The following is a 20,222-nucleotide window of genomic DNA, read 5'->3' as shown; positions in this document are numbered from 1 at the left end:
AATGGGCGACTCACGAACTGTATAACGCGATCAGTCCAACAGGACCCGAGCCCACAGCGTATTCGTGGGGTCTGGCCAATTATCTCGCCGCGCCGGAACTCCCCCTCAATCGCTCCCTGTCACCGTGGAGCACTTCGCCCAAGCCTCAGTACGGGGCCTTCGTACTGGCCAGCTATCTGGCTGATAGAACCAGCTTCAACTTCGTTCGCCAGACCTGGCAGGCGATGAGCGGCAAGTTGCCCATCGAGGCGATCGCCCAAGTGTTGACCACATACGGGCGTAATTTGACCACAGAGCTACAGGGCTATGCCGTAGCGAATTATCGCCTCGCAGCGCCGACATCTGGCCTGACCGGATTCCTAGGAGCATCAGACGGATACATGGACAGCTCAGCCTCGTCCGTCTGGCGCGGTCAATTGCCGGGTGAGAGACCGTCGATCTCATCGTCCCAGACACTCACGTGGGGCGGAGCAGAAAAAACCGACCACCACACGCTTTATCCCGGTGGTTCCACTTACACCGAGTTCTCTCCCCCGACCACTGGGCTCGGGCAACTGACAATTCGCGTGCGAGCCCCCCAGCTTCTGCCGACGGCAAAGCTCCACTATTTCCTCGTCACATGGGACAATCTAACATCTCGCACTCCCCAGCGTTGGGCCAGGGCAGACGTGAGCGGTAAGCCGGGCGAGGTCGGGGATGCAAATGGAACTGAATATGAATTGTCCGTTCCGATCAAGGCCGGCCAGACAGCCACATTGATCGCGACACGCTCTGACGTATTGCCGGATGGCAATCTCTACGGAGCAAACGGCCAAATGATCGTCTGGCGCGCCCAGATGGTCGTCAATGCGGAATCGAACACAGCGCTGAATGCAATGTGGGCGCGCCATGCGAATCGCACGGGATATGAGACCATGTGCGATGACTGGGGCGGCGGCGACGGCACTCAGTCGGTCAAACTTCCGAGCGGTAATCGCGCATGGTTCTTCTCCGACACCTATCTCGGTGCCAGTAATTTCCGACCCACTTTCGATCGCAGCATGGTTCATAACTCTATTGTCGTTCAGGACGGCGAGGACCCCGCTAGCGCATCGTTGCGGACTATCACCGGCGGCAATACGTGTAAAGAGCGTGATACGTCCATCCCTATCGCGGACCGGTATGCATGGACGCCGGTCCGGAGCAATACCAGTGGCCCCGACACAGGAAACGAGTATTATTGGAGCGGCACCGGCAAAGTAGTTGGCAATAACGTCGTATGGTTCTATCTGAAAGGTGCTGGTTACACCTTCAAGAACACGAGTATGGCCGTCATACCTATCAATCAGCTCGAATCGTCAAGTGCAATCAATATCGTGCCCCAGGACCTCCCACCGTACAGCTATTACGGAACAGATAATCCACTGGTCTGGGGCGACGCCGTCGTTGATGATTCCGATGGCCATACATACATTTATGGGTGGGGAGTGGTGGATGCCAGCTTCAACAAGAAGCCATTTTTGGCGCGAGTCGCTCAGGGTAACCTGACGAACTTCAATTCCTGGCGTTTCTACGTCGGAGGAGGAAACTGGTCTGCGGACGGCGGGGCCTCTGGCCAGGCCAAAGCCGTTCCGCTCGCCACGGGCCACACGGATGCCATGTACAGCGTGATCACGCTCAACGGTCGGCATTGGATCGTATCCCTGGATCCGAAGACCCACCAGGTAGTGGCGTATCCATCCACAACACGCTACGGCTTCACTGCGGCGCGCGTGAAATTGTACACCCTCCCCGACAGCATCCAAACGGCGCCTGATTTTAAGATCGTATACGATCTGCATCTACACCAAGATCTAATAGCAAAGCTTGGCACAGTAGTGATCTCATACAATGTGAACTCTACTGGTGTCACCCTGGGGTGCCGTGCTGAGAATGACTACGAACCCTCAATCTATCGGGCCAGGTTTGTCAATCTGGCAAAAACAGCATTCGACCCGAGCGCTGCTACCACCACCGTAGCTCCTTCCACGACAACAGGGTCCCTGCCAGCAATTTCTTCCCTGAGCGGCGACCGCAGGGAAATGCGCGGCCTGAAATACTCTCCCTTCCCTTCGAAGTTCGCAAAGGACGGGATCCCTACAACTCAGCAGCACACGAATCGAGCCCTCAGCGCGCAGAACGGCCTGCTGGAGGATCGGGGTTACTACAACTCGCTGAGTTATCAGAGCGCCGCCGATAAGGCCAACAACCATGTTGGTTGCCCTTATATAGCGGCTCCTAAAACGTTGACGGGGCAGATAACGATCCCAGCGTGGGGCTGGGTCGAGCTCAACTGGGATCACGTTGGGCTGGACGTTGGCTACAATGTGTTCGAGCGCAATGTGACCGAGAATGCGCGTAGACACTGGCCCTGGGGCTGGACGTTCGGGCCTCCAAGAGTCATCGCGCCGCTGGATGACTATCCGGGAGACCGCAACGATGAATACGAGTGGTACCTGGAGCCGGTGAACATCTGGAACATGCAGGAGAAAACCCGCTCGCCCAACTTCCGCCTAAGAATGCCGTCCTAAGAGCTGGTATTCCTCAGCAAGCAAAAGGACGTTTCATACCGGCGACGCGTGTGCCGGCCCCAGGGCTTCTGGCATTCAGCGCTGCAGGTCCTCGATCCAGGGGCTTCTCGGCGGCTCCTGCCAGGTAACATCACGGGAGCCGTCGGAGGTCGATCATGAGAATCATTCCACTACGGTGGTTCCATGCACTGGCTACAGGTGCTGCCCTGGTAGCACTTGTAAGCTGCTCTACTCCGGGGGACAAGGAATTGTTTCACGTGGTCAACGAGACCGGGGAGACGCTGGTGATACGCTGGAAAAACAATTCAGTCCCTCTCGCGACTCTTACGCCAGGTGCGGCCACGTCGGTAGGGGTTCACCCCTCGTACTGCACAAATCCCGACCAACAAATCGTTCTCTTAGCTTCGAGTAAAACGAACAAGACCTATGAATATGGCCCTGGTGTTTGCCCTGGTGCGATGTGGAAGATCCGCGATCGCTGATCGACGGCTACTTCACTTTAGTACCGTGCATAGCATTATTTATCGTTACGACAGCTGTGGAGCATAGGCATGTCGTGACCGCACTACGGAGGATTTGGCCGCTGCGTGTGCTGTAGCCACGAAGCAGGCCGGTGCAGAACTGTCGCACGGCCGGATCCAGGTCGCCGAAATGCGCGTCGGCCGGGTCGAACGGAGTCTTGAAGAAGTAGCCGAAGATCGGGCGGAAGACTGACCTTGTGCAGCTCCTTACGCGGGTTGTCACCCTCCCCCAGTTCGAGGTCAGCGCATGGCCAGATTCCGTTCGGTAGTGACGGCGCGAGCCATTTCAGAGGAATGTGCGGGGGTCTATGCGAGCACATGTTCGATAATGTCCCCGGCCTTTGTAGCAGTAGGAGGCTCGACGAAGAGGGATCTTCCACGGTGAGCAATGGGAGTTGACAATGTGACCTGGACGTAGTTTTTGCTGCCACATAAATCACCCTGTTGCCACCCCTTTCGATGTCTGGTAAGCCGGCCCGCATGGCCTATCATCTGGCAGGACAGACTTATGATTTCCGCGGGCACGACCGATCTTCCGCTCTCCAGAAAGATTTTTCATAGGACCTTCACCTTGATGTTTAGGTGTGCCACAGCCGTTCCCTAGTCAGACGCCAGCTTCGGAAACGCCGAGGTCTCGCAATCTGTGATCATCCGCTTGCAAATTCGGTTATTGACATTAGCTTCACTCGCTGGCGAATATAGCGCGTCCGAGGATGTCAACTAGCTATTAGGAGTAGGGTCCTTCATGGAACAGCAAAACATTTCGCGGTGGATGCTGGCCTTCGATGCTTCCTGCGGCAAGTGCAGGCAGATCGCCAGCGAGGTTAAGAAGTCCGGAAGCAACAATCTGGAGATCGTGCCTCTTAGCCGCTGCGATGTCGTCGAACTGCGTGAGCGCGCGTTCAAGGGGCCTGCGCCGCACGCGCCGACTCTTCTTCGCATTCGAGATGACAAGGTATGGGCCTGGACGGGTATAGCGATGGGGATTCGGCTCCCACTGCTACTCGGCCTTGGAGGAACTCGACGGTTCCTCTCGGCGCTAGGTGTGATGAAGCATCAAAATGGCATTCCTGAGAATGATTCCCCGGGAAGGCGCCGCTTCCTCGGGCTCGCTGGACTGGGAGTCGCGGTAGCTGTCCTCGGCGCGAGGGCTACCCCAGCGATGGCCGATCCGGGTCCGAATGCAGCTGAGAAGTGGGTACAGGCGAACATCAACAACCTTCCCCAAAGATACAACGAATTTATCACACATGACATGACCCATCGCCGAGCGATCTATCAGGCCTTGACCCCCTCCACTCGACGTCAGCTCTGGCTGGCGCAGCTCAGCCAGTACCGCTCCACGCACGCAAACCTGACTCCCGAGCAGGACCGAATTCTCACGGTGGCTGAGCATCTCCTGGCAGACAAGGGCGCCCTTGCGGACTCGTCCACCGTGGACTTCGCTCAGAAGATAAAGAGCCTCGGGGAGGAGGCCATCGCCGTTTTCGGGAAGCAGGAGGCGGGGAACCTCCTGGCACAGCTCGGGCCGCCCGATGCCGCCCCAGTGACGGTGGCCGCGACCTGCTCCTGCAACGTAGATGAGGACTTCTGTGGCCCTCAGGACTGCAGATCTAATATCGTTAGCTGCAGCAGGACGAGCGGGTGCGGATGGGTATGGAATAAACCGTGCAACGGATTGTGCTGCGAGCCCACCACCGCAGGGTGGCTCTGCTTCTGAACGGTAACGTGGCTGGGCGCTCCGCGGCGCTGACGCCCAGCCACGTTCCCCAAGCATGATGTCTGTGACACGTTCACAGCGTATTCCGGCCGTAACCGCCCCACATCTTTGGAGAGCATGTGTCCATCACGCCAGCCGCGCGTCCCTCGCTCCTCGCGCGTTACATCGGCGCGCTTGACGATCTAGGGTTGGCGTGCCTCAGCGTTGTCATCTTCGTTGCTGTAGCTCTTGCTACAGGCGTCCGATCGCCTTGGCCGAACGTGATCACGCTCGCCCTCTTCCTCGGTGCATTACTATTCGTAAGGCGACGTTGGCCGATTGTAGTCCTCCTACTGTCGGTGGCCGCTATATTCGCGTTCCACCTCATATCCTGGTCGCCGGCAGGCTGGATCTGGCCGGCCTGGGCGGCGTACTTCACCGTGGCGGCTATGTCCAAACTCCGCTGGTTGATTGTCGTCGGAGGTCTCCAGCTCATCTACTCTGCCATCCATGCCTGGCAAATCGTAGACAATAATCCGGCTCGATATGTCCTTCACACCCTCGGCGAGGCCATACTGCTAGTGCTGATCGCTATTATCGGACTCGCTCACGCGAGGGGGATGCGTGCGTCTTCTGATACAGAAGACGCACGTACGCAAGCCTAATACGACAGCAGTGATCCAGCTGAACTCGTAGGGTCCCGATGGTTGTGGCGTTGTACAGACGTTGAAAGGCTGAATTCTCGCCTGCGGCGGTTCGGTTCGAGGATCAGTTCGGTCGGGCAATGATGGCGGCGAGCAGGTCAGGCCGGTATTGCAGGCGTTTGAGATGGTGCTTGATGATGGCGGCGAGGTGGGGTTGGCCAGATGGCCTTGGAGGGGCGATCAGCCCGGCGTGTTCGGCCAGGTTCCAGCAGTTCTTGCGGTAGATATCGGCCAGCAACCCGCGCACATAGGCGGCGGTGCGGCGACAGCGTGGTTCGACGCGGCCGAACCGGCCGGCGATCCGGGCCATCAGCTCGTTGAAGAGGACCATCCAGCCGTCAGGGTCTACGCTGTGGCTCGCGGCCACCGCACGATCTTTGGTTGTCTTGACAAACTCCGAATGATTACGCTGTGGCCGTCGCCATGTGACCTCGGCCCCTCAGGATCACGAAGTGTCACTGGAGTAGCGGGTGGGCCGGTACTCAGGATCGAGGACAGAGAGCCCACCGAACCTGGAGCGCGGGCGGTGGCGACGATGCGCAGTCGTGGCCACAGTTTTGGGTGACCATCTGGGTGACAATCGCCCCGGCCACCCGTGGATCTGCCAGGACACGCTCGGACGGAAATCGCAGGTCAGAGCATGAATGGCCGCAGTTTCGCTACTGTCCGAGTTGACTTACAAGCGAGGGGTCACTGGTTCGAAACCAGTACCGCCCACCTGCGAAAACAGCCCCGTCTCCGATCAAGGAAACGGGGCTTCGTGCCATTAACGTGCCATTAGCTCAGGCGGGCGGGCACGTCTGAAGATCCATCTTCGTCGTCTGGGTTGCTCTGGTTGATCTTGTCGTTCATGGCATCGGCGATCTTGCGGTCGGCCTCTGCGGTGCTGTGCTGGTAGATCAGTGCGGCGCGGACGGAGTCGTGTCCCATCCGCTGCATCAGGTCTTTGAGGCTCGCGCCGGAGCTGGCGGCGATCGTGTTGCCGGTGTGTCGAAGATCGTGAAAGTGGAGGCCCGGAAAGCCGATCTTCTTGGTGCTCACGTCCCACTTGGCCGCGCGCCGGAAGTTGCTGCGGCGAAGGGTGCCGCCTCGTGAGCCGGTGAAGATCAGCGCGTCGGCTTCTGGGTCGGTGAACTGGTCGAGGTGATCGCGGAGCGCCGGGATGATCGCTTCTGGGATGGCGACCGTACGGACACCCGCGCGGGACTTGGGCGGGCCGACGAGGAGTTCGCCGGTGTCGAGTTCGACATGCTGTTGCCGAACGCTGACAGTCCGGGCGGCGAGGTTCAGGTCCATCCGCCGCAGGGCCGCAACTTCGCCCCAACGCAGGCTGGCGAAGGTGGCGAGGAGGACCAGGGCGCGCAGGCGTACGGGCATCAGGTCGGCCAGTTCGAACACCTTCGCCATGGTGAGGACCGGCCGCTCCTCCGGCTTCTCCTCGCCGGCACCCCTGATACGGCATGGGTTGCGGGGGATGATCTGGTCGTCCGCCGCCGTCATGAGCACGGCCCGCAGGAAGCGGTACGCCTTGGCGACCTCGGACTGGCCGACACCGTTGCCGAGAAGCAGGACGCGCCACTCGCGGATCGCAGCCGTGTCCAGCTTGCCGACGGGCACGCCGCCCAGGTGGGGGCTGATGTAGCGCTTGAGCAGTCCCCTGTAGATCTCGACGGTACGAGGCCGGAGGTTCGTCCGCTCGGTGATCCACTTGTCCGCGTAGTCGCCGAGCTTGACCTTGGCACGCTGTGGATCGGTCCAATCGCCGGTGATCAGCTTGGCCTCGGTCAGCGAGAGCGCCTTTTCGGCGTCGCGCTCGCGGGCGTAGGTGGTCTCACCCATGCGGAGCTTGCCGTCAGGGCCGGGGTAGCGGATCTGGAATCGGCCGGACGGGAGTTGGCGGATGCTGCCGAAGCGCCGCTTGCCTGGCTTGTTCGCCATCAGGCCGCCCGCCTTTCGTCCTCGGTTGCCGAAAGATCTTGTCCGGATGCTCTGGCCTCCAGCTGGCGGAGGTGGGCTCGCCAGCGTTGGCGTTCATGGACGGAGCGGAGGAGCCGGACGGCGAGCGGTGGCACGTTGGCGTCTCCGGCTGGGACCGGTCGCCAGACGTACCGGTGTGGGTCGGTGGGCTCGTCGGTCTGGCCGAGGGCTTGCAGGACCCAGGTGCGGCGATCCTGCTTGTGTTCGGCGAGGGTCTTGTTGCTCCACTTGCGGGAGACCAGGACGCGGCGTCCGGCGTAGCCGAGGTGTTCGGGCTTGTGGGCCTTGCCACGGCAGTGGCCGGGGATCATGCCGGGTTTGGCGCCCTTGGGCTGGACGCCGTAGCGCAGCCAGTTCGGGCAGGTGGGTGAGCAGGGCTCGTAGCGCAGGGCATCCAGCATGCGAGCGGCGTGCTCGCGCTGGGCCTGGCCGCTGTCGAGGGCATCGCCGAGGGACTTGGTGAGGTACTTGGACAGGTAGCGGATGCACTGGTCGGCGTCGGGCGTTCCGGCGAGGACGCCTTGGACATCGACTTGTTCGCCGAAGCGGATGACATGGAGGGGGTCGGCGTCCTCGTCGAGGGTGTCGAGGGCTTCGTCCCAGGTGGGCAGGACTTCGCCGGTTGCCTGGTCGAGGTAGCCGGTGCCGTCCTGCCAGGCAGGCAGGTGATCGCCGTCGAAGATGACTTCGTCGGCCTGTGGCCACCAGACCTGGTGATAGGTGGCGGCGGCTATCTGCTTGATCTCCGCGCGTGGGAGCGTTCCACGGATGGCCATGTGCAGGTGGGGTGCGAGGCGTTTCTGAGGCTCCACGGAGGCGAAGTACTGCACGTCGTAGCCTGCGACGCGGCGCAGGTTCTGCACGAAGCGATCAACGAGCTTGGAGAAGTGCAGCGCGTCCCGAGAGGCACGCCGGTAGTCGTAGGCGGACGGATCGACCGGTGCGCCGTCGCGAATCTTGCCGTAGCCGGGCAGGGTGAGCGTGACGAACAGGGACGGTCGATATGTCTTGCCGTCCGCGCCGTGGAAGGTGCGTCCGAGAGTGGTGTGGGCCATCTTGCGCTTGGGCAGGTCGGGTGCGTCCTGTCGCCGCTTGGTGGAGCGGGAGCGCTTGACGGTGGTCCGGCCCAGGACGTTGCCGCGCATCCCAGCGGCGTTGATCTCCTCGTCGAGGCCGGTGATGAGCGCGTCCAGGTCGGTGGTGTCGTCGCCGGCCTTTTCTGTGGCGTCGTGCTGGGCTTGGACGTCGGCGCGGAGCTCCACCAGCGAGCGCTGTTCCTGGTTGGCCTCGTCGGGCGTGATGGTGGGTTCGGCGTCGAGGTGCCAGCCCTCGCGGCACTGGGCCATGCGGAGCTGACGGTTGCGTCTGGCGCACGGCGGGCACTTGCTGTCCAGGGTGGCGCCGCACGGCACGTCGATGATCTCTGACTTGCCGGTGAGGATGTCGAGTCGCTTGAGCGGGATGGGCCGGATGCAGACGCCGTGCTGCTTGGCGACTTCTTCCAGAACTTCGCGGGCCATCGGCATGGCCTGACGGATGGCCCGGGGAAGAGCGCGGTCATGCACATGGGTCATGTGGTCCTCCCTTCGTCGATGTCGCAGGCAATGAGCGCGGTCTGGCCGCACGCGCGGCACTCGACCATGGCGCGGACCGGGTCGAGCCAGAGAACGTTCAGGGTGAGGCAGGCAGCGCAGCGAAGGCCGTCGAGGAAGTGGGCGAGTCTGGTCATCGGTGGCCTCCCCGCGTCGGCTTGAGGGCGGCGGCGGTGTGTGATCTCATCACCACAGTCACGCGCGAGAGGGGCGGGTTGTGCAGATCTGGGTAGAGTCCTCTGGCGGGCCGTTGGCACTCGTGGCTGAGCAGGCGTTGAACGAGTGGACCGGTGCGAACGGTGACGACTACAACTCGGCATGCGCGGTTGACGATCTTGGAGTAATCCGGTTCGGTGCAGGTGAGCGGGCCTTGGTTCTCTGGGATGAGCCTGCGCGGACCACGTACTTCAAGCGGCTGAGAATCTTTGTGCAGTGGGTCTATGCCGATCCCGGTTGCGACGTGGAGCAGGCGGTGTCGGAGCTGCGCGATGTTACTTGGGAGCAGGGGCCGATCATGGACGTTGGTGGGCCGATGGTGCTTCTCGACGCTGCGGCACCTGGAGCGGAGACTCAGATCAATCAGGTGCGGGGCGCCATGGGCGCGGAAGCGATCAGCGTGGAGATCGAGCCAGGTCTGTATCGGGTGGATTCTGGTGAGATCAGACCGGACGAACGCACGTGCTTTCGCTGCTACCACCTCGTGGCGGTTGCCTAGAGCGATCCTGGTCATGCAGCCTCCTGATGCTCCGTGAAGAGGGTGACCATGTCGCGAATGTCGGTGTCGGAGACGTAGGCGGCGCGGACCCGGATGGGATCGGGTGAGGTTTCCAGGCGCATGTAGGCGACACCTGCGCCGAGTTCGGGGATGGGTGAGATGCGGTCGGCGAGTGCTCCCCGGTCGCGTGCGCCGTCACCAAGCACCATGTCGGCCTGTTCGGACTCGTCGAGGCGGAGGGCGATCTTGTCGGGGAAGAGGTTGCGGATGTTCATGACCTCTTTGCGTGGGTCTTGGAGTGCGGCCATGACGCCGACGCCGACCGAGCGGCCTTGGGTGGCGAGGGTGGCCAGGGCGGCGGAGATGCGGTGCCGTAGCTGCTTGTCGGGTTGGTAGGCGGTCAGGAACGCCACTTCGTCGACGAGCACCAGGACGAACGGGTCCTCGATCGTCGGGACGTGGGAACGCTGGATACCGGCGAAGCGGGTCGCGCGCTTCTGCATGACGCTGACGGCCTCGTCGAGCAGGTCGGCGCAGTCGGAAGGATGAGCGGCGTAGCGGCTTTGGAACAGCTCCCGCCCGTAGGACAGCTCCATCAGCTTGGGATCGAGCGCCCATATCTGGACCAGGCCCGCCCGCATGGCGGGGAGCAAGCCGCGGATCGTGTCCCAGAGGAATGAGCCTTTGCCTGCTCCGGTCGCGCCTGCGATGAGGATGTGGGTGCCGTGGACCTTGAGCCGTAGCGGCTTGCCGTCCTCTTGCTTGCCGATCTCGACCGGCCCGACCGTTGGTTCGTCTGGGATGGGAAGTGCTGGCATGGGTGCGGCGAGGGGGTCGCTACGCGGGAAGGTCAGCAGTAGCCGGCCCCCCTTGACGAGCGCGATCCGGCAGGAGGTGGCGCCGAAGCCCTGAGCGAGGTTGTCGATGCGGTCGGACCAGTCCTTGACCGCTTGGCCGTCGAGCATGCGGACGCTTATCCGGTCGGCCCAGCCATCGCAGGTGACGCGCATCAGCCGAGGCATGTAGACGCGCCCGCTGACACGCTTGGCCAGGCCGGAGACGTCCATGACGGCTTGCCAGTGTCGGCGGTAGACCCACATCAGCCGCCACCAGGCCAGCAGCGGCCAGCCGACGAGACGGCGGAAGGAGTCGCGAGCGAGGAAGGCCCAGGAGGCCAGGGCCAGGACGACGAGGCCGAGTGTGGATGTCGCGAGGGGCCATCCATGCCAGGCCCACAGGCCGCCGAGGGCAACCGGTACGGCGACCGCGACCGGATGCCGCCAGATCGTTCGGACGAGCCCGGTGAGCATGCGCCAGGCCAGGATGACGATGGTGAGGGCGGCGGGAGTCTTGACGACGGCCGGGCGGAAGACGACGGCCGTGTCGGGCGTGGTGGAGACGAGGTTGCGCGCCTCGTCGCCAGGCAGCCGCTTGAACATAAGCTGGGAACCTCTCGTGATGGAGCGAGTCGTGGGAGAACCGAGGGGCCGCCGGAAGTTGCCGCTTCCAGCGGCCCCGCCTCAGGTGTCAGGCCGCCGTGTCGGTGGCGTCCTTGGCCGGCTGTTCGGCGTGCAGGCACTCGCAGTCGGCCAGGTAGCGAGCGGCGGCGTTGAAGAGCTCGTGGGCGATGTTCAGGTCGGCGTCGGTGACCGGCCCGGCTCCGGTGGTGGAGATGTGCACGTCGGCCTCATGGGAGCTGAACTCCAGGTACGGGCGCGGAGTGCTGACCAGCAGCCCGGCGCTGACCTTCAGGCGAGGGGTGTGGAAGGAGACTCCGACGTGCGGGTCGGCGTCGGGTCGCAGGGACAAGGTGACGTAGGTGTAGGGCCGGTGCTCGCTCACGCCGCCATCCCGCGTCCGTCGGGCAGGCCGTAGAAGCTGCGCTCCAGGGAGCGGGCGAAGCGGTGGGCCTCGCGGGCGAGCTGGCGGGCGAACTCCAGGTCCTCCACCGTCACGGGGCCACCGGTGGTGACCAGGACAGAGGTGGCGCCGAAGTCGAGCGCCAGGACGGGCTCACGGCGGACGGACGGGTGGTGGAGGGTGCGGGCGGCGTGGCCGGTGGTCAGCCGGATCACGCTGGTGCGCGGGGTACGGCGACGGGTCATCAGGCGGCGTCCTTTCCGGCCTTGGCCGGGGCGGTGGTCTGGTGGGGAGCCCGCATTTCGCGGACCTTGATGGAGTAGGCGAGGCGGCCGTTGCCGTTGACGTACGGCGTGACCGAGATGCCGTCGAACTCGACGGGCGTGAACGGAAGTCCCGGCATCGGCTGCGGCGGCACCGGCTGGACCGGGGCGAGGATCTTGACCGCCACCGTCTTCTGGGCAGGCTTGAGGGCCGGGTCGCCGTCCAGGACCGCGACCTGCCAGACCAGCTCACTGGTCTGCTTGTCGCGGGACTGCACGAAGCGGCCGTTGGTCGAGGCGTCGAAGTCCTTGACGGGCTCGACCTGGCCGACGATGTAGCAGCCGTGCGGGAAGACCATGGCGAAGGTGACGGGGATGGGGCCTTGCAGAGCCATAATGGCCCCTTTCTTGGATGACTGTCACTTGACCTATCAAGTGATGCTCTGAGATTAGGCCGCTCAAACTTGGTAGGTCAAGTGCCTAAGAGGAATTTCGCTGCGAGATCGTGAAGTTGCCGAGCCGCTTCCCGGACAATCCAGGACGAATACTTGCAACTCATGGAGCCGGAACGCAGTCGTTCGCGAGGTGGCACGGGACTCGCCCTGCTTGGCATCATCTGGTTCTTCGGCACGCTGTCCCTGGGGTGGGCGGCCCTCTACTACGGCTTGGCCTTCGCGGGAGCCCCATCGAGAAACGGCGACCTTGCCCAGGCATTGGTCTATGCGGCGATCGCGCTTGGGGGCGGCGCACCCGCCGTTGGTCTTGTGGTCGCCATCCGGCTGCACAATAGGGCGGGCACCTGGGTCTACGGACTCATCGTGCTCGGCCTGGCGATCCTTGGCATCTCCACCATGTCCGGAGAGCGCACCAATCACGTCTATAAGGAGGATCCCGCGATCTGCACGGCACCCCCGGAGAGGGCACTGGAAGTGCCCGGCTGCTAGGAGACGGGGTAGGCGTCCTCTAGCTCATGCCGGTCGGCGGGCAACAAGACCTCGATGACGGCAAGAGGCTGGCCAGCAGCGTCGCGGACCGCGCCGAAGACGGCCAGGAGCGGGATGTTCTTGGGCATGGCCAGTCGCTTGGCCTCGTCGGCCGAGGGCATGCGTGCGGTGATCTGCTCGACGATGTGATCGAAGCGGACGCCCTTGCGCGCCTGGAGATGCTCGCGGAAGCCCTGTCGCAACGGCTCACCGCTGGTGAGATCCGTCCCTTCAGACAGCTCCAGGGGAACCCACAGCGCTACCAGGTCGGTCGGTTCACCGTCGCGGGTGATCAACCGCCGACGCACGAATGCCTTGCTCTTGGGCTCCAGGCCCAGCAGCGCGCCGACACGATTCGGTACGGCCACTGTCCCTACTTCGAGGGCCTCGCCCGTAAACTCGGTCTCCGGCGTGGTCAGATACGCCTGTCCGGGTCGGTTCTGCTCGTGCGAGGTTCGCGCGGGCCGGCCACGGACGAAACGCCCTTTGCCCTGCTGGGATTCGATCCAGCCTTGCTCACGCAGCACGCGCAGAGCGGCCACCACGGTGGGGCGGGAGACGCTGAACTCATGGATGAGCTGGGCTTCGCTGGGCAACAGTGTGCCCGGCGGGTAGTCCCCCGACTCGATACGCCGCTGAAGAGTATGCACAAGCTGCGCATACTTCGGTGGCACGGACTCTAGTGACATCATGACCGTCCAGCACCCGACAAGTTGTTTTACTAAGTTTGAGCGTATCCGGTGCGCCGCCGCCTGTCCACGCGGATGGAACAAGCGAAAGCCGTACGAACTCGGCAGGCAGGCCGACGGACGAACCCCGGGGGGTGGGGTGGCGGCGTGGAGAGTCCGCCGAACCTGCCTGCCGAGAGCGGAGGCACGACGAAGCAGGAGTGGATGAGCGCCCGTCCCCTCCGGCCGGGAGCCACCTGCCTCGCCGCGCCCGTCATCACCTGGCGACGTACTCGGCCAGGACGTTCGCCGCGCCCTCCGGATCGCTCGTCGGGTGGCGCTTTTCGGCGTTCTGCCAGGAGTAGTAGGCCCCGCCGTACCCGACGAACACCCACACCGGCAGCCCCCGCTCAGATCGATGCACCATGAGGGCACTGTTGTTGTCCCGCAACTCGGCGTTCACGCCGAGGGGCGTGAGCCGGTCACGCAACACGATGAGCATGTTGCTCTCTTCTTCGTTGCGCACGAAGATGGCCGTTGCCGCAATCATGATCGAATTCATCTCCCGTTCCTTTCGGCCCGGCCGCTTCCGAGGCAGTCGAGACACTCCCGCTCCCTGCTTGAGATCTCATCTCTGTCGTGATCGCCGATGAGAAGCGCACGGCGCGAATCACACAGCTTGATCCCGCGCCCCCGGCAAGCCGGGCAGGGCAATGTCTCGCTCTTCTCATCAGGCCGGATCACCGTCGCCATCTCCTCGTTCATCCGGCGTTCCCTGTGGCGGGAGGCCGCGTGACGTACCGTGGTTGATTGATGACAAGTCCACCGGCAACCGCGTCAGAGCAGCACCCCCGAACGGACCCCTCATCTCCCCTTTCGAGCCCCCAGCCGGGAGGAAGACCCGCAGATGCCCGACTACATCCCGAACGTGCGGCTACGCGCCTGGCGCAACGAGCAGCGTCTGTCCCGCTGGCAGATGGCGGAGCAGATCAACGCCACCCCGATCGGTGTCGCCGAGCGACTGGCATGTGATGAGGAACGGGTCCGGCGCTGGGAGGCCGGTGAGGTCCGATGGCCCCGCACCCCCTACCGGCTGGCACTCACCCAACTGACCGGCCTGGAACCGGAAGCACTCGGGTTCACCCAGAACAGGCAGACGGGCAGCCGCCTCATCGAGGCCCACGTGATGCCGGTGGACGCCCTGCGCGCCGAGGCCGAGCTCTACGGGACCATGGAACTCGCCCAGCAACTCCAGGCATCCGACGTCGGAACAGGAACGCTGGAGGCGCTCGCCGAAGCCGTCGACCTGCTGTGCCGCGCCTATCCGGTCGTACCCGCAAGCACGCTACGCGACCGTACGCAGAAGCGCCTTGCCCAGATCAACCATCTACTCGCCGGGCGGCTCACCCTTGCCCAGCACCGCGAATTGCTGGTGATCACCGGGTGGCTGACCGCCCTGCTCGGATGCGTGCACTACGACCTGGGGGAGCGGGAGGAGGCTGAGACCGCGCGACGGACCGCTTTCGAGATGGGCCGCCAGGTCGGGCACGGGGAACTGGTGGGCTGGGTGCACGAGATGTCCGCGTGGTTCGCCCTGGTCGAAGGCCGTTACGAGGATGTCGTGACCGCCGCCCGGATGGCCAGGCTGTGGCCGGCACCAGCAGCGCCATGGTGCAACTCACCTTGCAGGAAGCTCGCGGCCTGGCCCGCATTGGTGACCGCGGCGAAGCCGACCGCGCCCTGACCCGCGGAGCCGAAGTACTCGGCAGCCTGCCCATGCCCGACCACCCGGACCACCACTTCGTGTTCGACCACGCCAAATGGATCTTCTACGCCGCCACCTGACACCTGGCTTGCCGACGACGACCGCGCCGAAGAACACGCCCGCGAAACCATCCAGATGCACACCCGCCCAGATGGCACCTCCAACGCCCCTATGCGCGTGGCTGACGCATATATAGACCTCGGCATCGTCCACGCCCGGCGGGGCGACCTCGACGCAGCCGTCGAGGCAGGCATGGCCGCATTCGACTTCGACCGGCGATCCCTCACCGACCTCGTCAACCGCGCCGCAGACCTTGACCGCGGTCCTACGGCAGCGCTACCGACGAGAAGCCCTCGCCGAACAGTTCCACGAGCGATTCGTGACCGCCCGCAGAGCCCTCACCAGCCACCGACCAGACTTGCTCGATTGAATAGGTGGTTAGGGCGGGCGACCTAATATCGGGCAAAAAGAACCGCTTCTAATGTTCTGTGCGGTCAGTAAAGTGTGGCATAGATCCTCTCTGCAGTAGGGCTCTACCTGCTGCTAGCATGGCATGGATCTCTCTTGCAGTTATGGGTATCGAATGTTCATCCCTCCTCCGCACTATAGAAATCACTCCCTTTTCGTATTTTCCATCCAAGTAAGCTCCTTGCACTAGATACGGCTTTGCGGTCTCGGGCTGAGGTGGAACCAATATTGTGAGAATTTCTCCGGCGTTGTGAATGGTGCTATAGATGTCTAGGTCTCTGACGGGAGGGTGGATGCGAGAATCTAGAACTTGATGGTATTTGGCGCAACGGCTTTCGTCTCGGGGTATTGGGACAACTCTTTCCAGTCTGTCCTGCCCCTTGACTTTCTTGGTTTGAATTCCAATCACGAGTAGTCCGCCGTTCTCGGAGTTGGCGAACCTGGCCACATCCTCTGCCAGTTCGCATTGCCATTGCTTGTCTTTCTTCATCTCGTAGGGTGAAGATTTAACCTCAAGGACCGCTGACTCGACCTCGCCGATTAGGTTCTCCGCGCCTCCCATTCTGATCATTTGAAGGATGGTAGAAGGACTCGAAAGTGTACTCTTGGGAAATAGAGAGGCTAGCGCAATGGAGTTCCTGCGATCGGCGAGTTCGTGGACTGTGATGTGCGTATCTAGAATGCGTGCACTTAGCTCCCACCCCTTTACGGGCGTGTCGATATCAGATATCACTGATTCACCTTTGGTGCCGTCTAGTCCAATAAGCTGGAAATCATACTTGGCAAATATAGCCGCAAAGTAATGACGTTGTCCTCTGGTGGTTTCAGGCGAGATGGAGGTGGTTGCGGTGGAAAAATGCAGTTCACCGGTCTTTGTGAGGTATATAGCTAGATAGATGTTCTCATCCCAGGATAGTCCGGGGACGTCGTTGATATATATCTCGGCACGCATTAGATCTTCGTAAATAGTTTCGACTTTTGGTTGCGCTGGGTCAAGGTTCGATAAATATGAGTCTACGGCTGATGCTAGATCTTCCAGTTTTATGCTTTTAGTGGTATCGAAATCTACTTCGAGATTGAAGTGGTTATAGTCGCCGAGTGCGGGCCGAATTCCGTAGAGTTCAGTATTTTGGTCCATTGAATGTCTCCGTTGACTTCGTCGTCAATGTGCATCCCCGATTATGCCTGGCCGAGGCCGGAGGTACATCTAGATTTCATACGAAGCATCCGCTCGTTGTGGATCCGGATACGTGGCAGTTCATCTCAGCCTGTCAGCCGACTTGCCGAGTTGTTCTTTTAGGAATCAAGCGGCGGCGTGGCGCGCCGCCGTACCCCCGGGCCCTCCGCCCGCCCGCCGTCCGGGCGTGCGGCCTGGGGGCCGGTCCCGGACGGCGGCGGGACACCGGGCCGGGCACCGCACGCCGGCCCCGCCGTACCAACCGAACGCGCCGACCGGGGTTGCCGCGCCGCCACAGATGCAGCCCTACGATCGCCATTGCATGGCTAGACGCCGTACGTGCTCGGGGGCGATCGACGATCCAGGGTTCGTTCCTCACCCTGGCTCACTGTGCGCGGTGGCTGATCATCGACGCTTGACCATCTGAACAGGCGGGCTGCAGGGTAACGAACTATGGGTAGGAGGCGCTACGTCGCCAGAGGCGTTCCCGGCGGCTACCGGATCTGGGACAACAAGACGCGTCGCTGGTGGGGCAATCTCTACGAGCTTTGCCCTGACGACCTGCTAGACGAACTGAACGGCGCGCGTGACCACGACAAGATCACAGCACTCCTCAAGCGGTACAGGGCGATGAAACGGTAGGCGCTGCCGACACTCTGGGCGGATACGTGATCGCCGTGCCATTCCCGTGCCATCCGGCGTCGGGATCAGTCCCGAAGCGGTGATCCAGACGGCTGAGGACACGGGGCAGAGAGCATGATCACCGTGCCATAAGCGTGCCATTAGGCCAGGTCGAACAGAACCGATAGGTGGGAGCCGTGCATGGTCGGTCCACAGGTCACGGGCTGGTTCGGAGAGATCTTGGCTCCTTACAAGTGAGGGGTCACTGGTTCGGAACCAGTACCGCCCACCTGCGCAAACGTTGCCTGGCCGGTGGCGGGGTCCGAGCCGGAGGTTCGGGTCACCGGGGTCGGTTGCCCTTCCTTTTTCGGCCGGTCGGCACGGCACGGCGGTCGGTGCCTTTCTGCGCGGGTCTCTGTGCCTGCCGCTGTGCCGGTTTCTCCGCAGGGGAGGCGGGGGTACGGCCCCGTGAGCTGTTCACTGTCCGGCCGCGGACGATGCCGATGAAATCTTCCACCAGGTCAGTGGTCGCGTCCGTGGGCCAGGCCAGCGCGACCTGAGACTGCGGCGCGTCCGGCACCGGCCGGTAGGTGAGATCCCTGCGGTCGTAGAGGCGTGCCAGCGACTGCGGGACCAGGAGAAGCCCACTGCCGGCCGCTACCAGCTCGACCGCGTCCGCCGTTGTGGCCGGGCGGGTGAACGCGGGCAGCCCGGGCCGGATCGCCCACTCGATGGTGTCGTCCAGAGGATGGAACACCTCGTCGTCGGTCAGATCGGCGGTGGCCACCTCGTCGGTGGCGGCCACCGCGTGGTCCTTGGGCGCCACGGCCACCGTGGTCTCCACGTAGAGAGGGATCACGCTGAGCCCGTCCCGGTCGACCGGGAGCCGGACGAATCCGGCGTCGGCGCCGCCGTCCCGCAGGAGTCCCACCACCTCGGCGGCGGGGACCGCGATCAGGGTGACCGGCACGCTGGGCATCCGCTCGGTCCAGATGTTGACCCATTTCGCGGGTGTCACCCCGGGCACGTACGCCAGCCGGAACACCTTGCCGGTCTCTCCATCAGTCACTCGCTCAGGGTACCGATGGCAGGGGAACCCGTTCCGACTGGCTACGCTCGACGCCATGACCTCGCCCAAACCGAAGACCATCCAGACGATGAAGCCCGAGACCGCGGCCAAGAAGCTGGGTGTGCTTCTCTCGGCTACTCCCGCCGAGTTCCAGGCGGGTGTCGTCTCCAGGGACGAGCTGAACGAGTTGCAGTCGTCGCCACCCGCCTGGCTCGCTGACCTGCGCCGCAACGGCCCGCACCCCAAGCAGGTCGTCGCCGCGAAGCTCGGCATCTCCATTTCCGGCCTGGCCAGAGGCGGGATCACCGAACCGATCACTACCACGGAGATCGATGCGCTGAAGGCGGAGAATCCGGCGTGGCTGGAGCGCGAGCGGTCCATCCAGGCCGAGGCCCGCAAGGAAGCGCTCCGCCTCAAGCAACGCTAGACAGCCGAGATGGCGCATGCCAGGGGGCGTCGCAACTCGATGATCACTTACTGGCGGCAGTCGGCATAGCGACAGGACTGGGTTTCGTGTCTCCCGTTGCGAGACACGAAATCCAGATGAGGTCGAGCAACGCCATCTCCTCCTCCGATGGCCGCATCGTCCGGCGCGCTTGAACCGGCTACGTGCTCTTCTTGAGTCTCGCCTCAGCCTGGGTCACCACGTCGCGATGGGAGTCTGCAGCGAGAACGCGCAAGACGGGGTCCGGTGTCGTGGGCCATGTGGCCAGCCACCATCGCACGTTGACCGAGCGATCGTGGGCAAGGCGTTGTAACTCGTCATAAGGGAGTTGTTCCGACCTCACCGCGGCTGCACGGACGGCGGCGGATCTGTCTCGTGCGAGCAGGCGATGCTGGGTCGTGGTGGTGAGCGGGTTCTCGGTCGCACCGGTGCGGACCTTGGGGTCGGCGTCGGCTATCAGAACGGCGAGGATGTCCGGGGCATCGGTGTGCGCCGCCAGGCCCGCTCGAACATGGGGAGAGGGGTCCGCGACGAGTTTCGTGTTCGTCTCCTCGTCCAGCCCGCCCCTCTCGGCGAGCAATCGGCGCAGGACCTCGTCGGTGGACCGGCAGATGGCGCGGTGGACCTCGATATCGGCGGCCGGACGGTCCGGCAGTGACCACCGGACCGACCAGTGAGCATCTTCTACCAGGGCAACCAGAACGTCAGGCGGGCAGGCGGGATTCTCGGCAAGGATCTGGCGGGTCCTCGGATCCGGGTCCCGGGCGAGTTCGCGCAGCACCTGACCCGGTGCGTTCGTTCGAGCCGCCAGGGCGCGCCTGACCGTGCGGGAAGGGTCTGCCGCCATGGCCTGGAGGATCTCCGGCGGTGTGGCGGGATCCGTCGCCACGCTCAGCCGGACCTGGACCTTCTGGTCACGAGCGCGCACGGCCGGAGTGTCGCGATCGGTTACCGGAGCACCTGGTTCCTGCCGCACCTGTCAGTCCTTCCTTGGCCATGTGAGCAGCATGATCGCAGCGGCCACCGACAAGGCCCTTGCCGTAGGGATCGCGGTGCGGGAGGGCAGCGTGTAGCGGGGGGCGATGCGTGTCTCACCCTCGCGTCTCGACGATCGATCCCGATTTCTGCCAGGTCGCATAGCGGAGG

The 20,222-nt window shown here is 63.2% G+C and carries 18 protein-coding genes and 1 pseudogene; 6 read left to right on the top strand and 13 right to left on the bottom strand.

Going from position 1 to position 20,222, the window contains the following annotated elements; genetic code table 11:
• Both V5E28_RS47070 and V5E28_RS47065 read left to right on the top strand, forming a co-directional pair.
• Positions 1 to 2,549: hypothetical protein (locus V5E28_RS47070; protein ID WP_336216833.1), on the top strand; the 2,549-nt coding region annotated here is incomplete at its 5' end.
• A gap of 1,266 nt (positions 2,550 to 3,815) precedes the next feature.
• Positions 3,816 to 4,790 (top strand): bacteriocin fulvocin C-related protein, encoded by a 975-nt coding sequence (locus V5E28_RS47065; RefSeq protein ID WP_336216832.1) that lies wholly within the window; start codon positions 3,816 to 3,818, stop codon positions 4,788 to 4,790.
• Positions 4,791 to 5,645: 855 nt separating this feature from the next.
• Here the strand turns inward: V5E28_RS47065 and V5E28_RS47060 are convergent.
• From V5E28_RS47060 to V5E28_RS47045, 4 genes and pseudogenes are all read right to left on the bottom strand, one after another.
• Positions 5,646 to 5,783 (bottom strand): annotated as a pseudogene (locus tag V5E28_RS47060) (IS701 family transposase); the annotation flags it as partial.
• Between the two features lie 467 nt (positions 5,784 to 6,250).
• Positions 6,251 to 7,411, bottom strand: a complete 1,161-nt coding sequence (locus V5E28_RS47055) for a tyrosine-type recombinase/integrase (protein WP_336216831.1) — start codon at positions 7,409 to 7,411, stop codon at positions 6,251 to 6,253.
• The gene (locus tag V5E28_RS47050; protein WP_336216830.1) at positions 7,411 to 9,024 is read right to left on the bottom strand and encodes a replication initiator; all 1,614 of its coding nucleotides are present in this window, start codon (positions 9,022 to 9,024) and stop codon (positions 7,411 to 7,413) included. The genes V5E28_RS47055 and V5E28_RS47050 overlap by 1 nt, the downstream gene beginning before the upstream one ends.
• Positions 9,021 to 9,179, bottom strand: coding sequence for a hypothetical protein (locus V5E28_RS47045; RefSeq protein WP_336216829.1), 159 nt, complete (start codon positions 9,177 to 9,179; stop codon positions 9,021 to 9,023). The genes V5E28_RS47050 and V5E28_RS47045 overlap by 4 nt, the downstream gene beginning before the upstream one ends.
• A gap of 80 nt (positions 9,180 to 9,259) precedes the next feature.
• Here V5E28_RS47045 and V5E28_RS47040 point away from each other — a divergent pair, with 80 nt between their 5' ends.
• Positions 9,260 to 9,757, top strand: a complete 498-nt coding sequence (locus tag V5E28_RS47040) for an Imm21 family immunity protein (RefSeq protein ID WP_336216828.1) — start codon at positions 9,260 to 9,262, stop codon at positions 9,755 to 9,757.
• 11 nt (positions 9,758 to 9,768) lie between these two features.
• Here the strand turns inward: V5E28_RS47040 and V5E28_RS47035 are convergent, their stop codons facing one another.
• From V5E28_RS47035 to V5E28_RS47020, 4 genes are all read right to left on the bottom strand, one after another.
• Complete coding sequence (locus V5E28_RS47035; protein ID WP_336216827.1) at positions 9,769 to 11,196, bottom strand: FtsK/SpoIIIE domain-containing protein; 1,428 nt, start codon at positions 11,194 to 11,196, stop codon at positions 9,769 to 9,771.
• A gap of 88 nt (positions 11,197 to 11,284) precedes the next feature.
• Complete coding sequence (locus tag V5E28_RS47030; RefSeq protein WP_336216826.1) at positions 11,285 to 11,599, bottom strand: hypothetical protein; 315 nt, start codon at positions 11,597 to 11,599, stop codon at positions 11,285 to 11,287.
• Positions 11,596 to 11,862, bottom strand: a complete 267-nt coding sequence (locus V5E28_RS47025) for a hypothetical protein (protein ID WP_336216825.1) — start codon at positions 11,860 to 11,862, stop codon at positions 11,596 to 11,598. Before V5E28_RS47025 ends, V5E28_RS47030 begins: the two co-directional genes overlap by 4 nt.
• Positions 11,862 to 12,275, bottom strand: coding sequence for a plasmid replication, integration and excision activator (locus V5E28_RS47020; RefSeq protein WP_336216824.1), 414 nt, complete (start codon positions 12,273 to 12,275; stop codon positions 11,862 to 11,864). The genes V5E28_RS47025 and V5E28_RS47020 overlap by 1 nt, the downstream gene beginning before the upstream one ends.
• A 162-nt stretch (positions 12,276 to 12,437) precedes the next feature.
• On the opposite strand from V5E28_RS47020, the gene V5E28_RS47015 reads away from it, so the two are divergent.
• Entirely contained in the window at positions 12,438 to 12,824 is a 387-nt protein-coding gene (locus V5E28_RS47015) for a hypothetical protein (RefSeq protein ID WP_336216823.1), read from the top strand.
• On the opposite strand, the gene V5E28_RS47010 is transcribed toward V5E28_RS47015, so the two are convergent.
• Both V5E28_RS47010 and V5E28_RS47005 read right to left on the bottom strand, forming a co-directional pair.
• Positions 12,821 to 13,537 (bottom strand): GntR family transcriptional regulator, encoded by a 717-nt coding sequence (locus tag V5E28_RS47010; RefSeq protein ID WP_336216822.1) that lies wholly within the window; start codon positions 13,535 to 13,537, stop codon positions 12,821 to 12,823. The two genes, V5E28_RS47015 and V5E28_RS47010, sit on opposite strands and share 4 nt — an antisense overlap.
• 271 nt (positions 13,538 to 13,808) lie before the next feature.
• A complete protein-coding gene (locus V5E28_RS47005) occupies positions 13,809 to 14,081 on the bottom strand; it encodes a hypothetical protein (RefSeq protein WP_336216821.1) in 273 nt (90 codons plus the stop codon).
• Between the two features lie 357 nt (positions 14,082 to 14,438).
• Here V5E28_RS47005 and V5E28_RS47000 point away from each other — a divergent pair, with 357 nt between their 5' ends.
• The gene (locus V5E28_RS47000; RefSeq protein ID WP_336216820.1) at positions 14,439 to 15,275 is read left to right on the top strand and encodes a hypothetical protein; all 837 of its coding nucleotides are present in this window, start codon (positions 14,439 to 14,441) and stop codon (positions 15,273 to 15,275) included.
• 499 nt (positions 15,276 to 15,774) lie between these two features.
• Here the strand turns inward: V5E28_RS47000 and V5E28_RS46995 are convergent, their stop codons facing one another.
• Together V5E28_RS46995 and V5E28_RS46990 are read right to left on the bottom strand one after the other, a co-directional pair.
• Positions 15,775 to 16,902, bottom strand: coding sequence for an AlbA family DNA-binding domain-containing protein (locus V5E28_RS46995; protein WP_336216819.1), 1,128 nt, complete (start codon positions 16,900 to 16,902; stop codon positions 15,775 to 15,777).
• 1,000 nt (positions 16,903 to 17,902) lie between these two features.
• Complete coding sequence (locus V5E28_RS46990) at positions 17,903 to 18,631, bottom strand: LysR family substrate-binding domain-containing protein (protein WP_336216818.1); 729 nt, start codon at positions 18,629 to 18,631, stop codon at positions 17,903 to 17,905.
• A 55-nt stretch (positions 18,632 to 18,686) separates the two neighbouring features.
• Here V5E28_RS46990 and V5E28_RS46985 point away from each other — a divergent pair, with 55 nt between their 5' ends.
• Complete coding sequence (locus V5E28_RS46985; RefSeq protein ID WP_336216817.1) at positions 18,687 to 19,058, top strand: DUF5997 family protein; 372 nt, start codon at positions 18,687 to 18,689, stop codon at positions 19,056 to 19,058.
• A gap of 178 nt (positions 19,059 to 19,236) precedes the next feature.
• On the opposite strand, the gene V5E28_RS46980 is transcribed toward V5E28_RS46985, so the two are convergent.
• The gene (locus V5E28_RS46980) at positions 19,237 to 20,004 is read right to left on the bottom strand and encodes a hypothetical protein (RefSeq protein ID WP_336216816.1); all 768 of its coding nucleotides are present in this window, start codon (positions 20,002 to 20,004) and stop codon (positions 19,237 to 19,239) included.
• Positions 20,005 to 20,222: the final 218 nt, after the last annotated feature.

The organism is Nonomuraea sp. LPB2021202275-12-8 (assembly GCF_037044575.1).
Classification (GTDB): Bacteria; Actinomycetota; Actinomycetes; order Streptosporangiales; family Streptosporangiaceae; genus Nonomuraea.
The sequence above is the reverse complement of the archived record's forward strand: the minus strand, read 5'-3'. Positions and strand labels throughout refer to the sequence as shown.

What these genes read in the sequence shown, in the direction of transcription:
- V5E28_RS47050 (WP_336216830.1), bottom strand. Translation starts at nt 9,024, where the DNA reads ATGACCCATGTGCATGACCGCGCTCTTCCCCGGGCCATCCGTCAGGCC.
- V5E28_RS47055 (WP_336216831.1), bottom strand. Translation starts at nt 7,411, where the DNA reads ATGGCGAACAAGCCAGGCAAGCGGCGCTTCGGCAGCATCCGCCAACTC.
- V5E28_RS46985 (WP_336216817.1), top strand. Translation starts at nt 18,687, where the DNA reads ATGACCTCGCCCAAACCGAAGACCATCCAGACGATGAAGCCCGAGACC.
- V5E28_RS47000 (WP_336216820.1), top strand. Translation starts at nt 14,439, where the DNA reads ATGCCCGACTACATCCCGAACGTGCGGCTACGCGCCTGGCGCAACGAG.
- V5E28_RS47015 (WP_336216823.1), top strand. Translation starts at nt 12,438, where the DNA reads ATGGAGCCGGAACGCAGTCGTTCGCGAGGTGGCACGGGACTCGCCCTG.
- V5E28_RS47065 (WP_336216832.1), top strand. Translation starts at nt 3,816, where the DNA reads ATGGAACAGCAAAACATTTCGCGGTGGATGCTGGCCTTCGATGCTTCC.
- V5E28_RS47020 (WP_336216824.1), bottom strand. Translation starts at nt 12,275, where the DNA reads ATGGCTCTGCAAGGCCCCATCCCCGTCACCTTCGCCATGGTCTTCCCG.
- V5E28_RS47025 (WP_336216825.1), bottom strand. Translation starts at nt 11,862, where the DNA reads ATGACCCGTCGCCGTACCCCGCGCACCAGCGTGATCCGGCTGACCACC.
- V5E28_RS47035 (WP_336216827.1), bottom strand. Translation starts at nt 11,196, where the DNA reads ATGTTCAAGCGGCTGCCTGGCGACGAGGCGCGCAACCTCGTCTCCACC.
- V5E28_RS47005 (WP_336216821.1), bottom strand. Translation starts at nt 14,081, where the DNA reads ATGATTGCGGCAACGGCCATCTTCGTGCGCAACGAAGAAGAGAGCAAC.
- V5E28_RS47045 (WP_336216829.1), bottom strand. Translation starts at nt 9,179, where the DNA reads ATGACCAGACTCGCCCACTTCCTCGACGGCCTTCGCTGCGCTGCCTGC.
- V5E28_RS46995 (WP_336216819.1), bottom strand. Translation starts at nt 16,902, where the DNA reads ATGGACCAAAATACTGAACTCTACGGAATTCGGCCCGCACTCGGCGAC.